Genomic DNA, 14,620 nt, shown 5'->3' on the forward strand with positions numbered 1-14,620 from the left:
ATAAGCAGTATAGACACTTTTATCGATGTTAAAACATTAAACGGAACTTATATAGCATAGTACCTAATATTTTATAAGAAAATTGACTATATAAAGAACTCTCGCCAAAAGTAAGCAAATAGTACACCGTAAACCAAATAAAATACATAACAACCCAAATACAAACTATGTAAAAAAACAAAGATAGCATTTTCGTTAACCACAGAAAATGCTTCTTCTTAACACGAGGAAGTAAATAAACACCATTCTGTTGAATATCTGAAAAAGCAAAATTCCCTACAAGCAACAAAGGAGTGATTTGAAAGAATATCCAATAAAAAGGAATAGAAAATCGCCCCTCCTTATAAAAATAAGATAAATCCACAAAGTCTACTCCATGAAAAAATCGATAAAAGGTAACATCTACTAATACAGATTCTTTACCATTACTAAGAGGCTGATTGTATAAAAAAGCAATTGCAATAATAGCGTAAATTAAGAATAAAAAAGCCATTATCTTGCTGGAATCTCGAAACCTTACATGTAAATCTCTTTTTAACAAATTATATAAGATCATAATGTAAACTAGATCACCTCTGTCTCATCATTCATAGAAATATAACTTTTTTTAGATAAAATCCATACACTTATAAAAAAGATAAAAAAACAGCCAAATAAGCGTATAAATAAACCAGTAGCATCTTCAAACACATTTATATAAAAAGCATTTGTAAATAAAAATCCATGTAATATAAATCTATCTAATAAAACAGCAGTAATCATACATATTATTACAAGTAAACTAGGTAAAAATAATTGCAATAAAGCACTTATCATACATATAAAAACACTCGCAAATAATTGAATGCAAAATAATAATGGATAATTTACATCAACACTAGTTACAGCCATCCTATTTGACATCAAAAACAACTGTAAAATCATACTCCCAGCAAAAAAGGAAACAAAAACGAATAACTTTATATAATATATGGAAACTAATTTCAATACATTATTCACTCTGTAAACAACATAAATACTAAAAAAATTCGACATAGAATATACAGAAAAAACAATTGTTAAAGGAATAAATATAGTCGACAAATTATAAAACGACATAACCTTATACAAAGTTTCCAATTCGTTCATTTTCTCTTTTACAATGCCCCGTTCAAAATAATTGAACAAGCAACCAATGATACTAAGATTAAGTAAAAAGAGAATACTTAACCCAACATATTTCATCCTTATAGTTTCTTTCATTACATTATAAAAGAACATGCTTCCTACTCCCCCGTAAATAAAGAACTACAGAACAAAACCAAATACATAACAGGACACTAAGAAAAATTTGCAATTCAAAAAAGCCGAAATCTTTAATTAAATAATCTTTAGGATTGAGAATCCCTTTTCCAATACCAAGCCAAAAAATATGTAAAACAAATGGAACTAAATAAATAAAATAAACTCGTTTTATAAAAAACGAAATTGATAAAGCCAAACTCGAAAAAACCGCACCGTATAAACTATTTAAAAATACATACATTAGAAAATATAAAGTAGGATACTCATAATAAACCGTATTAAATTGAGCTGTTGGTGAAACAGTAGCCGCCATATAATTTAATATCGGATGCGGAGCAACTGTCGGATAAGTCATCGCATATAAATAAAAATGAAATAGTAAAGGGACACTTATAATAAAAAAAGATACTATAAAATTAATACAATAAAGTAATCTAAAATAATGACGCGTTCCCATCTTAGAAATGACAGGATAAATAAATCCATAATTTTTATCAATTCTATAAATCCCAGCTACAGCCATTGCAGAAATCATAGGGAATATAAGTAGATAAAATTCACTATAAAATGGTAATCTATTAAAATGTAAAATGTTAGATAAATATGGAGATACCTTTATAATCCCAGCATCATTAAATCCTTTCGTTGTTACACACATAGCAATATATTGAGCAATGACAATTACTAACATAATAAATACAGACAACCAAAACATCCTACCTTTTAAAATCCTTCCTAAAAAGTAACTCATCTACAACTCCTCCATAAAGCATTAATGAAATTTAAATCTTTTTTAATATGAACAGTTGATCCGCAACACCATAACATTTATTTTCTTTATTTAACCAAATGTAACGAAAAGAAACATTTGCTCTCTCTCCTTCAAATTTAGGAAACTCAACTTCATACTGATAAACATCATTTGTACCTTTTCTTTTTACACTCTTAACTTCTTGTTTCCACTGAATTATTTTTCCATCAATTTGTTCAATCCGTCCCAAAAGATACGTTGGTTTTTTCTTATTCGTCACACCCGTTAAAAAAACATAATAATTTTCTGGTATAACTCCTGACTTTAATTTTTTATTTGAAAGCTTATCCTCTATTAAACTATCATTTCTTTCTATTTGACCTTGAAAGAAATCATGACCATTTTCACTTTTTAAAAACACTTGTTCAACAATAGTATTTTTCTTAATTTCTTGTAACTGAATACTTTTCAAATTATCTTTTTCCGTTAAAGTATCTTCAATATTTACAATCGGTTCATCTACTTTCTTTTGACAAGAAACTAAGAAACTAATACTCAATATAAAAAAACAAACTAAAATATATCTTGAGATAAACCTCATTACAACTCCTCCTATTTTAAAAATGAAATAGCAGGAAAAGCCGTATAATCAAGACTCGGAACTATACGACTTTTTCTAGTACTACACAATAAATAATTTCAATTTATAATTTCTAAATCAATATTCAGTGTAAGGTCCACTCGGTCTTACACTATCAGGACTCCAAGCAGTAGGATAAGCATTATTTTCTCTAGAATAACCACCAAATCTCACAGGTACATTTTTTCCATAGTTTTCATATGCGTAATTTTGGAAAAGATACGTTTTACCTGGTTTCACCGTTCCTTCATGCTTACCCGACTCACCTGAAACATTTACCCAATCTCTATTACCTTTACCTTTATTTTTATCAGCTTCTGTCCAAACGTTAAAAGAACCACCGCCCTTCTCACTACTCTTTACACGCATATACATAGAAGTAGGTGTCTCTTTAGGACGTGCATTAGTAAAATCATATGCATTCCAAAGTCTAAAGGTAAATTCTACATGATCATCCTTTGTATCAGCCTTAGCAGGTTCGGTTAAAGCAAAAGTACTAGCTAAAATACCTAACGATAAAACAGATCCAAACATAAAACGACTTTTTTTCTTAATGCTCACTAAAAGCACCTCCGATAATTTGTAGCATTATATCGATTTTATTTTTTTACTGAAGGAACAATATAAAATCTATATAACACTATATTATAATAACACCCCCTCGATACACCTCAAATATATTTCAGAACATTTAATATTACTTTTACACTTGCGAACATTTTGTTAAATTTTTAAAAATAATAATATACTCCTAACAAAGAATTACTTGTAGAGATAACTACATTCCTATGCTTGTTCCAAATAATAAAGAATAACTCACCTCTCTAAGTTTCGAATTTTCTCCTGTTTTTTTGAGGAAACACCGCCTAAAAATCAATTCTTAATGAAATTGACTACTTATAAAACTTTTTTAACCTTGCTACGAAAAATACAAAAAAAGCGCAGCCTCATTCGGCTGCGCTTTTGAATTATTATTTAGTTTCGATTAAACCGTATTTCCCATCTTTACGGCCGTATACAACATTAGTTTCATTTGTATCAGCATTTGTGAAGACGAAGAAATTATGTCCTAGCATATCCATTTGTAGGATCGCTTCTTCAACGTCCATCGGTTTTAAATCGAATCGTTTTGTACGTACAAGTTCTAATTCATCCTCTTCTACCGCATCCAGAACAGCTACTGCTTCTGGAAGGATAAAGTTCGTTTTCACAGAACCTTTCTCACGTAACTTACGATTTACCTTTGTTTTATGTTTACGAATTTGTCGCTCAAGTTTATCAACTACTAAATCGATAGCAGCGTACATATCGCTATTAGTTTCTTCTGCACGAAGTAATAAATCAGTAAATGGTATTGTTACCTCGACACGTTGCTTGTCAGAGTATACTTTTAAATTAACTTTAATCTCTGGGAATGTATCAAAATAACGCTCTAACTTACTTAGTTTTTTCTCTACATATTCCTTTAATGCTGGAGTTACTTCAATATTTTCACCACGAATGTTGAATTTCATAGATGAATTCCTCCTTTCAAGCCTATGTACTATAATTTCGACACTGGCTTAAAAACTCCTTCTAACTTTTTTAAAAAAATTAGTGGAATTGCGATTTTTTTATCGTTTTTTGTTGAAATGAAAAGATGCATCGTTTCTATCTTTATTTTATCCTATTAACATCGTGAATAACGAATATAACTGTGGACAATTCGTTACAGAAAAGAAAAAACTTTTTGACAACTTACCCTATAACAAAAAACCTCTTGCGAAAAACAAGAGGTTCTACTACATATATATAACGTTGCCACAAATGCAGCTTTCTCTTCCCAAAAACAATATTCCTACAGTTTTACAACATTAGCTGCTTGTGGTCCACGTGCTCCATCTACAATGTCAAACTCTACTTGTTGCCCTTCTTCTAACGACTTATACCCATCTTGTTGAATAGCAGAAAAATGGACAAATACATCGTCACCATCTTCACGCTCAATAAACCCAAATCCCTTTTCTGCATTGAACCATTTCACTCTTCCTTGCATGTTCATTCCATTCCCTTCACTCTAAAAATCAGGGCATCCGCCCCATATTTTGACTATAACGAATGACAACATATGAAGTCAAAGAAGACTTATCGCCTTTTTATTATCCCTTTCGACACTGCCATATTAACTTCTACAAAGTGTCAAACTAGATACTTCCCTTGCCCCTCTTTCATATAACAAACTTCCGATTTGCCTAACTGTAATTCCAGTCGTATACACATCATCAACGAGTAAAATATGTTGCTCAGAAAATATCTCTTCTCCCTGAAAATAAAAAGGATTGCTTCCTGACATCCTTTCTTTACGTGTCTTCTTACTTTGCTTTTCTGTTTCCCTTCTTCTTAATGATGGATAAGAAATTTTGACAGGTAAACAAGTTGCTAATAACTCAGCTTGATTAAAACCACGTTCAACTTCCCTTTCCTTACTAAGCGGAACAGCGATAACGGTTGAAACATTAGCAAAATACTCTTGAAATAAACTTCGAAAAGGACGATAAAAAATGCGCACTAACTCTGCATCCCCCCGAAACTTAAACTGCGCTACTATTTCTTTCATCTCATCATCATACATATATAACGAACGGTTTTTAAAAGAACGATACTTCGCCTCTTTCATCCACCTTAGACAATCTATACAAATACCTTCTTCTTGAAATGAGACAGGAACATATTCTAAAGGCCGCCCACACTCCATGCAAATTTCTCCTATAATATAGGAAAGTTTCTGCTCGCATCTATCACATATATATTTTCTATGACACTTTACCAAAAAATTGTACCAACTAACCTTTTCTACACAACACTCATCACAAAGTAAACAATGCATTAATCGATCAATCCTTGTTCTTTGGCATTTTTATTCATACCTTGAATATGTTTTTTCGCGCGCACCATCGCCTCTGTCTTACCATAGTGAAAATAAATGACCTCTCCATACGGTGCTTCAAAGCTCCGCCCTGCTCGGCCCGCAATTTGTACGAGTGCACTTTCTGAGAATATTTCTTCTTCCGCCCCTAAAACCGCTACTTGCAAATTTTTCACCGTTACGCCTCGCTCTAAAATTGTCGTTGTAACTAATAATGGGATTTCTCCTTTTCTGAAAGCCGCTACTTTTTCTCTTCTCCCCGGATCTTCTGCATGTACACCTTCAATTCGCTTGTTTAATGATTTTAACAACAGGCTTATCTCTTCTATATATCGCACATGAGGGACAAATAAAAAAATAGGATGTTTTTTATTTAAGTATGTTTGTAACCACTGTAGTAAAACTCGAGGAATTCTTTTATGAATGAGGCTTTTTTTCCAATTCCCGCACCAACAAAATAAAGGAACTGGTAAAGGATGACGGTGATATCGTCCAGAAACAATAACACCTTTTTGTTCACCTTTTTTAAATTTCCGCTTCCACGTTTCATCTGGAGTCGCAGTTAAATAAATACGCGCCGCCCTTTCTTTCATCGCTTGTTTTACCGCGTACTGTAACATTTGATCTGCACAATATGGAAAAGCATCTATCTCATCTACAACCATGACATGAAACGCCCTATAATAACGCAATAATTGATGCGTGGTCGCAACGACTAGTACTGCATCTTTTTCTTTATCCACACTCCCTCCATATAAAGCCGCTACCTTTATATATGGAAATACTTCTTGTAATCTCGGTGCTAATTCCAGAACAACATCCGTTCTCGGCGTTGCGATACAAACTCTTTCTCCTTTTTGAAGCGCTTCGTTAATACCGTAAAACAACATCTCTGTTTTCCCAGCCCCGCATACAGCCCAAATAAAAAATGATTCTTTTCGCTTAATAGCCTCTACAACACCTTGTGCTGCCAAATTCTGACCAGTAGACAACTTCCCGTTCCACTGTAACAAATTTAAATTCTTTTCTCTCTTTCTTTCAGCAATCCCGCGAACAAGTACAGCACATTCACTTACCCTCCCCATCGTTATACACTTCCGGCAATATGTGCACACTTTACTGCACCTTTTACATAAAAACGACGCAAATAGCCGCTGTTCTATATTTCCACAACGCTGACATACATATTTAGAAGCCTTCTTTTTTACACCTTGTACACAAACGACCTCTCCCTTCTTTTTCAAATCATTTAATTCCCTCTGTAAATCTGAAGAAAGTTCGTCTAATAGCAACTGTTTCCCCGCTAGCATCGACAATCACCTCCATCACTACTATAAACCCTTCTTCAAATCCCGTAAAAACTCAAAAAAGCCGATAACCTACTTATAAAATAGTAAGCTATCGACTTTATACACGTTTTTTATTGAATTATAATTCTATAATCTTCCGTAACCTAAGAAATGTTTTTGGTTGTAAGAGCTATTTACACTACCGTAAGTAACACCTGTTGACTCATCAGCAGCATGAATTATTTGACCGCCACCGATATAAATACCAACGTGAGATACACCTTCTCTATATGTACCTTGTAAGAAGATAAGATCTCCTGGTTTCGCTTCAGATGCGCTAATCTTTTGTACAGAACTCCACAGACTTCTAGTATCTTGACGACCTAAACCGTAAACGTAAGAGATTAAACCACTACAGTCAAAACCACCGTTTGAAATTGATGCACTACCCCATACGTATTTTAGTCCTACTAAACCTTTAGCTTTTTCGACAACATCTTGTCTGCCACCTTTAGTATCAGCTGGTACTTCTGGAGTTGGAGCTGGTTTTTTCGCTTCTTCTTTTTTAGGCTCTTCTTTTTTAGACTCTTCTTTCGGAGCTTGTACAGCATTATTTGCTGGAGCTGCTGGTTGAGCTTGTGTTGGTGCTGGTTGAGCTGCTGGTTGTTGTGCAGCTTGCTCTGCTTGTTTTTGAGCAGCAGCTTCTTGTGCAGCTTTTTCTTGCGCTTCTTTTTCAGCAATTTGTTGTAATTTTAATGCTTGTTGTTCAAGCTCTTTTAATTGGCTTTCCGTACTTGTCATCGTAGTTACAACTGTATCCATTTTACCGCTTAAATCATTTACCGCTGTTGCTTTTTTCTCTTTTTCAGCGTCAAGTTCTTTCTTAGCAGTTTCAATTTGAGCTTGTGCTTCTTTTAATTCTTTTTGTTTCTCTTTTACCGTTGCAACATCTTTTTTCACACTAGCTTGGTCTTCTTGCTGTGTTTTCATGATATTTTCATCAGACTCAAGAATTTTAGAAACAGAAGTTAAACGATCAACTAAATCTGCAACGTTTTTAGAGTTTACAAGAACTTCTGTTACAACGTTCGTATTTGGCTGTTCTTGAAGTGCAACTAAACGCTTTCTTAATAACTCTTCACGTTTTGCAATCTTCGTTTGTAATTCTGCAATATCTTTATTTTTCTTTTCAATTAATTGCTCAGTATCAGAAACTTTTTTCGTTGTTTCATCAAGTTTTGCAGCATTCTCTTGAACAGACTTATCTAAACCTTGAATTGTTTTGTTTAAGTCATTCATTTGTTTTTGTAATTCATCACGTTCTTGTTGTTGTTTATGTAAAGTGTCATTTTGTGTATTAATTTGTGATTTCACGTCAGAAATTTTATCTTCTGCAAATACATTTGGTGTTAGCCCTGAAAACATTAACCCTGCAACTAAAGCGCAAGATGCCATTTTTAGCTTTTTCATTTTATTTTTTACACCGCTTTCTTTTTTCTTTTTCCGTATATAACCTATAAAATTTATACCATAATTCGGGATTTTTTTTGCTAATGTTACGTTTTTGTAAAACAAATGTAATATTATATGTAGCTCTAGCGCAAAATTCGTATATTTTTGTATGTGTGTGTAGAAATTTATATACTTTTCTTACTTCTATAAACAAAGAAAAAACGTAAGGAATCCCTTACGTTTTATTAAATATACGAATACAAATGAAATGCTACTTCATCCATTTCTCAGCCCAATTTTGGACCTCATCCATAACACTTTCTAACGCTTTTCCCTTGTCAGTTAAGCCATACTCGATTCGAACTGGTACTTCTGGATAGACATTACGAACTACAATGCCCTCGCTTTCCAATTCCTTCAAACGCTCTGACAACATACGATCGCTCATATTTGGGATAATATCTGCGATTTCTCTAAAACGTTTCGACTCTTCAAGCAAAGATTTAATAATTAAGCCAGTCCATTTCTTACTAAGCAAAGTAAAAGCTGACTCAAACTTTGGACATAAACAAGAATTATGCTCCATATGTTTCACCTCTCTTCTATTATAATATAGTTTCTTGTAAAAAGTAAGTTATAAAACTTTCCTCATTATTTTATTTTACGTACATTTTACCATTTCCAAATATTAACTTGTCAACTAAACGTAACATACCCGTAAAAAAACCCTCTTAAAAAGAGAGCTTTTTATATCTTTATTACTTCGTATACCATCCAAGACCTAATGCACCTTCACCTAAGTGCGTACCAATTACAGCTCCAAAATAACCTGTACGAATTGTGACGTGAGGATATTTTGCTTCTAATTCTTTCTTCCATTCATTCGCTTCCTCTTCACGTTGCGCATGAATGATAACTGCTTCCATAGGTACACCTTTACTTGCTTGCTCATCAAAAATTTCAATGATACGTTTTAATGCTTTTTTACGTGTACGAATCTTTTCAAACGGAATAATGATTTTATCTCTAAAATATAAAACTGGCTTCACTTGTAACAGACTGCCGATGAAAGCTTGCGCGCTATTTAATCGACCACCACGTTGTAAATGATGTAAATCATCAACTACAAAATAGGCGTCCATCGTTTTCTTCATTTCATCAAAACGAGCAATAATCTCTTTTGGATTCTTTCCTTCACTTGCTAACCTTGCACCTTCACGCACATAAAATCCTTGTACTTCACAACTAATTTCAGAGTCATACGTGTATACATCAATACCCTCTACCATCTGTCCAGCTGTCGTCGATGTTTGATATGTACCACTAATTCCACTTGATAGGTGAATACTAATAACTGCATCATAATCTTTAGCTAGTTCTTCATATAGCTCAACAAACTTTCCGATTGCTGGTTGAGAAGTTTTTGGAAGTTCCTCTTGTTCACGTACTTTCACATAAAAATCATCTGCTGAAATTTCAGCTTCTTCTTGATAAGATTCTGTTCCAAACACAACGTTTAATGGAATCATATATATATTGAGTTCATCACGAATTTGCTTCGGTATATATGCTGTACTATCAGTAACAATAGCTATTTTCATTTTCGTACCTGCCTTATAAAAAGTTTTATTTCCTAATTTTACACGAAAACTACAAATGGTGCATCCATACAGGGAAATGCCGGTTGAAATTATACTCACCATCTCGACAAATTACAACAAAAAGATAAAATACTCACCAAAAACTTCAGCCTATTTAGAAAAAATGTTTGAATATAAAAAGGCTCGCTTTTAAAATGGAAAGTACTAGTCATTTTGATAGATAGGGGCGTATACAAGTGCTATTACAATATTTAACAATCAAAGACTACGGCGAACACGAAATCGTCATTCAAAAATCAAGATTTATTTGTTATGTTAGCCGAGCAACGACTGAGGAAGAGGCTCAAGAATTTATACAAAAAATAAAAAAACAGCATTGGAATGCAACACATAATTGTTCCGCTTATTTAATTGGCGAACAAGATCATATTCAAAAAGCAAATGATGACGGCGAGCCTAGCGGCACAGCTGGCGTACCAATGCTAGAAGTACTTAAAAAACGTGGGCTAAAAGATACCGTCGTTGTCGTAACACGCTATTTTGGTGGCATTAAACTTGGCGCAGGTGGATTAATTCGTGCATATGGAAAGTGTACAAGCGAAGGCATTAATCATGTCGGTGTTGTCCAGCGAAAACTAATGCGTGTGATGCAAACCGAGATTGATTACACATTACTTGGCAAAGTAGAAAATGAATTACGTAATTCAAAATATGCCATTAAAGATATACATTATCTAGAAAATGTCACATTTGATACTTATGTAGAAGAAGACGGCAAACAAGCATTCACAGATTGGATGATTGAATTAACAAACGGGAAATGTACAATTACAGAAGGAGATATGTTGTACTTAGAACAAGATGTTATCTAAGCATAACTCTTTTATCACCTTCAAAGATTAATGTAGTGAATTACTTCCCTACAAATGAACTAACGAACTAAGGAGATTATATATGGAAGAACGTTATTATCATCTCCAAAATAGCAGAATAAAAAAGAAGCGAAGAAGGAAACTTTTCTTCTTCCTTATTTTCGCATTTTTATTTGGCAGTATAGGAGTTTATGTGTTAAATTCTTACTCTTCTCTTACGGGGATGTATAGTGGTTTTACTCGTGAAAAATCGGATTTAAGAAACAAAGATGTAGAAATTACAAAAGAACCTTTTACAATTCTCATTATGGGGATAGAAGATTATGCGACAGACGGTCAAAATGGTCGTACAGATTCATTAATGTTTGCAACAGTCAATCCGAAAACTCAAAAGATTTCACTTATGAGTATTCCTCGTGATTCTCGAGTTACAATTGTTGGTAAAAATAAGGAAGACAAAATTAACGCTGCCCATGCTTACGGCGGAGAAGAAATGGCAATCAAAACTGTCGAAGGCTTTCTAAAAGTTCCTGTAGACCATTATCTTAAAATTGATTTCCAAGGCTTTAAAGGTATCGTTGATGCTGTTGGCGGCGTTACTGTTGACGTACCCTTCGATTTCTGGGAGCGCTCTGACGTAGATTACTACAAAAAAATTCAATTTAAGCAAGGACAGCAAAACTTAAACGGTGAAGAAGCACTTGCTTACGTCCGTATGCGAAAGCAAGATCCAAATGGCGATTATGGTCGAGCTGCTAGACAAAGACAATTACTAGCCGCTGTTGCCCAAAAGCTAAACTCAACCTCTACTGTATTTAAAATTAAAGATTTAACAGCTGTCGTTGGAAAATATATAAAAACCGACATTCCTATTTCAGACGGACTTGCTCTTTACAATAAGCTTTCTGGATTTGACCCTTCTACAATGCAAACGTTAAAGCTTGAAGGCGAAGACAAAAAGATAGGCGGTATTTATTACTTCCTTCCAGATCCAATCAGTGTAGAAACGGTGCGTAACGAAATTGAAAAAGAATTAGGAGAAAAAGCAAAAAATCCAACTACAAAAAACAACTCAAATCCTGATTCAAATGCAAGTTCAAGTTCTAATTCTAACGAACAAGCAAAAAAAGAAACAAACCAAAATAAAACACCAACTGATCCGCCACCTTCTACAAATGCTCATGCAGAGTGGATTATGCGCAATCAGCCGTAACAAAAAGGCCCAATCTATCGATTGGGCCTTTTTTATTTACTTATTAAAGTGTTGTAAAATCGCTTCTACAATGCGCTCTGATGCACGACCATCACCGTAAGGGTTAGATGCTTTCGCCATCTTATCATGAGCTTCTTTATCTGATAACAACTCATCAGCAAGACCAAAGATTGTCTCTTCGTCTGTTCCTGCTAATTTCAGCGTACCTGCTTCAATACCTTCAGGGCGCTCTGTTGTATCACGAAGAACAAGAACTGGTACCCCAAGTGATGGAGCTTCTTCTTGTACACCACCAGAATCCGTTAACATTAAGTATGAACGAGCTGCAACATTGTGGAAATCAATTACATCTAGCGGCTCAATTAAATGAATACGATTATGTTCACCTAAAATTTCATTTGCTATTTCACGAACAACAGGGTTCATATGAACAGGGTACACAACTTGTACATCTTCATGCTTATCAACAAGACGCTTAATTGCACGGAACATATTACGCATAGGTTCACCTAAGTTTTCACGACGGTGAGCTGTCATAAGTACAAGACGATCATTTCCAAGTTTCTCTAGTACAGGATGACTATATGTTTCTTTTACAGTCGTTTGTAGCGCGTCAATCGCTGTATTTCCTGTGATGAAAATACGTGACTCATCTTTATTTTCCTTCTGTAAGTTCGTTGCTGATTTTGCTGTTGGTGAGAAATGAAGATCCGCCATTACACCTGTTAATTGACGATTCATCTCTTCTGGGTATGGAGAATACTTATCCCACGTACGAAGTCCCGCCTCAACATGACCTACTGGAATTTGATTATAAAAAGCAGCTAAGCTTGCAATAAATGTTGTTGTTGTATCACCATGTACAAGTACAATATCCGGCTTCGCTTCTTTCATTACTTTATCCAAACCTTCTAAACCACGCGTTGTAACATCAATTAAAGTTTGGCGGTCTTTCATGATATTTAAATCGAAATCTGGCGTAATTCCAAAGATATTTAATACTTGATCTAACATTTGGCGATGCTGTGCTGTTACAGTCACAATCGATTCAATTTTTTCTGGGTGTTTTTGCAACTCTAATACAAGAGGTGCCATTTTAATTGCTTCTGGACGTGTCCCGAAAATTGTCATTACTTTTAAACGTTCAGTCATATGATTGCCTCTTTTCTTTCACTAATTACAGCTTCTATTATGACATATAAAAATATGCATGAGTACATCCCTTTTTAACGCATAACAGAAGCTTTTCTATTACAAATACTTTTTCTGCCCACCGAGTAATAATCTATCTTTTGTTTCTTAACATCTTCATCAGTATAACAATTTCTCCCATCGAATAAAATAGGCTCTCTCATAAGTTGTACGTACTTTTCTAACGGGTACACTCGAATAGCTTCCCATTCTGTTACGATAAAAACCGCACTCACATCTCTAATCGATTCATCTATACATCTACTATATTGTATAGCATCTCCAAATATATTTTTCACATATTGAATTGCTTTTGGGTCGTACAGAACAATTTCTGCACCTATATTAAGTAATGCTTCTATTATAATAAGAGATGATGCCTCTCTTATATCATCCGTATTCGGTTTAAAGGATGCGCCAAGAACTGCAATCCGCTTTTTATTCATGTTCATAACTTTTTTCGCTTTTTCAATCAATAGCAGCTGTTGCTTATTATTTACTTCAATAACCGCTTTTAACAAACGAAAATCATGAGCAACATTTCCCGCAATTTGCACCAGCGCTTTCGTATCTTTTGGAAAACATGATCCCCCGTATCCAATACCTGCATTTAAAAAAGATGCACCAATCCTCTTATCCATTCCCATTCCTTTGGCAACATCCAATACATTTGCGCCTACCTTCTCACATATATTTGAAATTTCATTAATGAAACTAATCTTTGTAGCTAAAAAGGCATTCGACGCGTATTTAATCATCTCTGCACTTTTAATATCTGTAACGTACGTTTCTAAGCATAATTTACTATACAAACTCTCTACTCTTCTTGCTACTTCCTCACTATCGGCTCCAATTACAATACGATCTCCATGAAAGAAATCATAAATACCTGAACCTTCACGCAAAAACTCTGGATTCGATACAATATGTACTGTATGCCTCCCTTTTAACTTCTCCTCAATCCATCCCTTCATTACATCATTTGTACCTACTGGAACTGTACTTTTCGTAACAACAATAATATCGTTCGTCGCATATAATCCAATATCGTTACAAGCACTCTGAATATACGTTAAATCCGCCGTCCCATCTAATAAAGATGGGGTTCCAACTGCAATAAATATAAACTCTACATCATCAAATGCCTCTTCTTTATTTGATGTAAAAGTTAAAGCATTATTCTCATATGCATGATTTATTAATTCATGTAATCTAACCTCATAAATAGGTAAATCCCCTTGTTTTATCCGTTCAATTTTTTCATCATCTATATCAAAACATGTAACTGAATGCCCCAACTTTGCCAATCCTACTCCTGTAATCAATCCAACATATCCAGTACCTATTATCGTAATTTTCATTTCCTTTTCGCACAGGAATTTACAATAGAAAAGATATGAAATACAGAATTCTCCCTGTGCT

15 protein-coding genes and 1 pseudogene are annotated in these 14,620 nt (G+C 34.1%); 2 read left to right on the forward strand and 14 right to left on the reverse strand.

Annotated features, from left to right (window positions below):
- Window positions 1-31 precede the first annotated feature (31 nt).
- From ACODS7_RS09115 to ACODS7_RS09170, 12 genes and pseudogenes are all read right to left on the reverse strand, one after another.
- A pseudogene (locus ACODS7_RS09115) lies at window positions 32-493 on the reverse strand (hypothetical protein); the annotation flags it as partial.
- A gap of 71 nt (window positions 494-564) precedes the next feature.
- On the reverse strand, window positions 565-1,260 hold the full coding sequence (locus ACODS7_RS09120; RefSeq protein ID WP_029443608.1) for a hypothetical protein: 696 nt from the start codon (window positions 1,258-1,260) through the stop codon (window positions 565-567).
- A complete protein-coding gene (locus ACODS7_RS09125; protein WP_000120050.1) occupies window positions 1,247-2,035 on the reverse strand; it encodes a hypothetical protein in 789 nt (262 codons plus the stop codon). The genes ACODS7_RS09120 and ACODS7_RS09125 overlap by 14 nt, the downstream gene beginning before the upstream one ends.
- 31 nt (window positions 2,036-2,066) lie before the next feature.
- A complete protein-coding gene (locus tag ACODS7_RS09130) occupies window positions 2,067-2,636 on the reverse strand; it encodes a hypothetical protein (protein ID WP_001211060.1) in 570 nt (189 codons plus the stop codon).
- A gap of 117 nt (window positions 2,637-2,753) precedes the next feature.
- Entirely contained in the window at window positions 2,754-3,236 is a 483-nt protein-coding gene (locus tag ACODS7_RS09135; protein ID WP_000023374.1) for a DUF2712 domain-containing protein, read from the reverse strand.
- 410 nt (window positions 3,237-3,646) lie between these two features.
- Window positions 3,647-4,189 (reverse strand): ribosome hibernation-promoting factor, HPF/YfiA family, encoded by a 543-nt coding sequence (gene hpf / locus ACODS7_RS09140; RefSeq protein ID WP_000671193.1) that lies wholly within the window; start codon window positions 4,187-4,189, stop codon window positions 3,647-3,649.
- Between the two features lie 323 nt (window positions 4,190-4,512).
- A complete protein-coding gene (cspC, locus tag ACODS7_RS09145) occupies window positions 4,513-4,710 on the reverse strand; it encodes a cold shock protein CspC (protein WP_001990088.1) in 198 nt (65 codons plus the stop codon).
- 126 nt (window positions 4,711-4,836) lie between these two features.
- The gene (locus ACODS7_RS09150) at window positions 4,837-5,541 is read right to left on the reverse strand and encodes a ComFC family protein (protein WP_080681879.1); all 705 of its coding nucleotides are present in this window, start codon (window positions 5,539-5,541) and stop codon (window positions 4,837-4,839) included.
- Window positions 5,541-6,890 carry an ATP-dependent helicase ComFA gene (gene comFA / locus ACODS7_RS09155; protein ID WP_098138776.1) on the reverse strand — a complete coding sequence of 450 codons (1,350 nt, stop codon included), beginning with the start codon at window positions 6,888-6,890 and terminating at the stop codon, window positions 5,541-5,543. Before comFA ends, ACODS7_RS09150 begins: the two co-directional genes overlap by 1 nt.
- A 126-nt stretch (window positions 6,891-7,016) precedes the next feature.
- A complete protein-coding gene (locus tag ACODS7_RS09160) occupies window positions 7,017-8,444 on the reverse strand; it encodes a C40 family peptidase (protein ID WP_243168330.1) in 1,428 nt (475 codons plus the stop codon).
- Window positions 8,445-8,592: 148 nt separating this feature from the next.
- Window positions 8,593-8,907, reverse strand: a complete 315-nt coding sequence (locus tag ACODS7_RS09165) for a winged helix-turn-helix transcriptional regulator (RefSeq protein WP_000400857.1) — start codon at window positions 8,905-8,907, stop codon at window positions 8,593-8,595.
- A gap of 172 nt (window positions 8,908-9,079) precedes the next feature.
- Window positions 9,080-9,922: a DegV family protein gene (locus ACODS7_RS09170; RefSeq protein WP_016079728.1), complete on the reverse strand. Its 843-nt coding sequence runs from the start codon at window positions 9,920-9,922 to the stop codon at window positions 9,080-9,082.
- A gap of 236 nt (window positions 9,923-10,158) precedes the next feature.
- Between ACODS7_RS09170 and ACODS7_RS09175 the strand changes: the two genes are divergently transcribed.
- Both ACODS7_RS09175 and ACODS7_RS09180 read left to right on the forward strand, forming a co-directional pair.
- The gene (locus ACODS7_RS09175) at window positions 10,159-10,794 is read left to right on the forward strand and encodes a YigZ family protein (RefSeq protein WP_016079727.1); all 636 of its coding nucleotides are present in this window, start codon (window positions 10,159-10,161) and stop codon (window positions 10,792-10,794) included.
- 82 nt (window positions 10,795-10,876) lie between these two features.
- Window positions 10,877-12,007: an LCP family protein gene (locus ACODS7_RS09180; protein ID WP_243168331.1), complete on the forward strand. Its 1,131-nt coding sequence runs from the start codon at window positions 10,877-10,879 to the stop codon at window positions 12,005-12,007.
- Between the two features lie 36 nt (window positions 12,008-12,043).
- On the opposite strand, the gene wecB is transcribed toward ACODS7_RS09180, so the two are convergent.
- On the reverse strand, window positions 12,044-13,159 hold the full coding sequence (gene wecB, locus ACODS7_RS09185) for a non-hydrolyzing UDP-N-acetylglucosamine 2-epimerase (protein ID WP_000140121.1): 1,116 nt from the start codon (window positions 13,157-13,159) through the stop codon (window positions 12,044-12,046).
- A 74-nt stretch (window positions 13,160-13,233) separates the two neighbouring features.
- Entirely contained in the window at window positions 13,234-14,559 is a 1,326-nt protein-coding gene (locus ACODS7_RS09190; protein ID WP_098629315.1) for a UDP-glucose dehydrogenase family protein, read from the reverse strand.
- Window positions 14,560-14,620 lie beyond the last annotated feature (61 nt).

The sequence above is a fragment of the Bacillus sp. FG16 genome, from assembly GCF_057809515.1.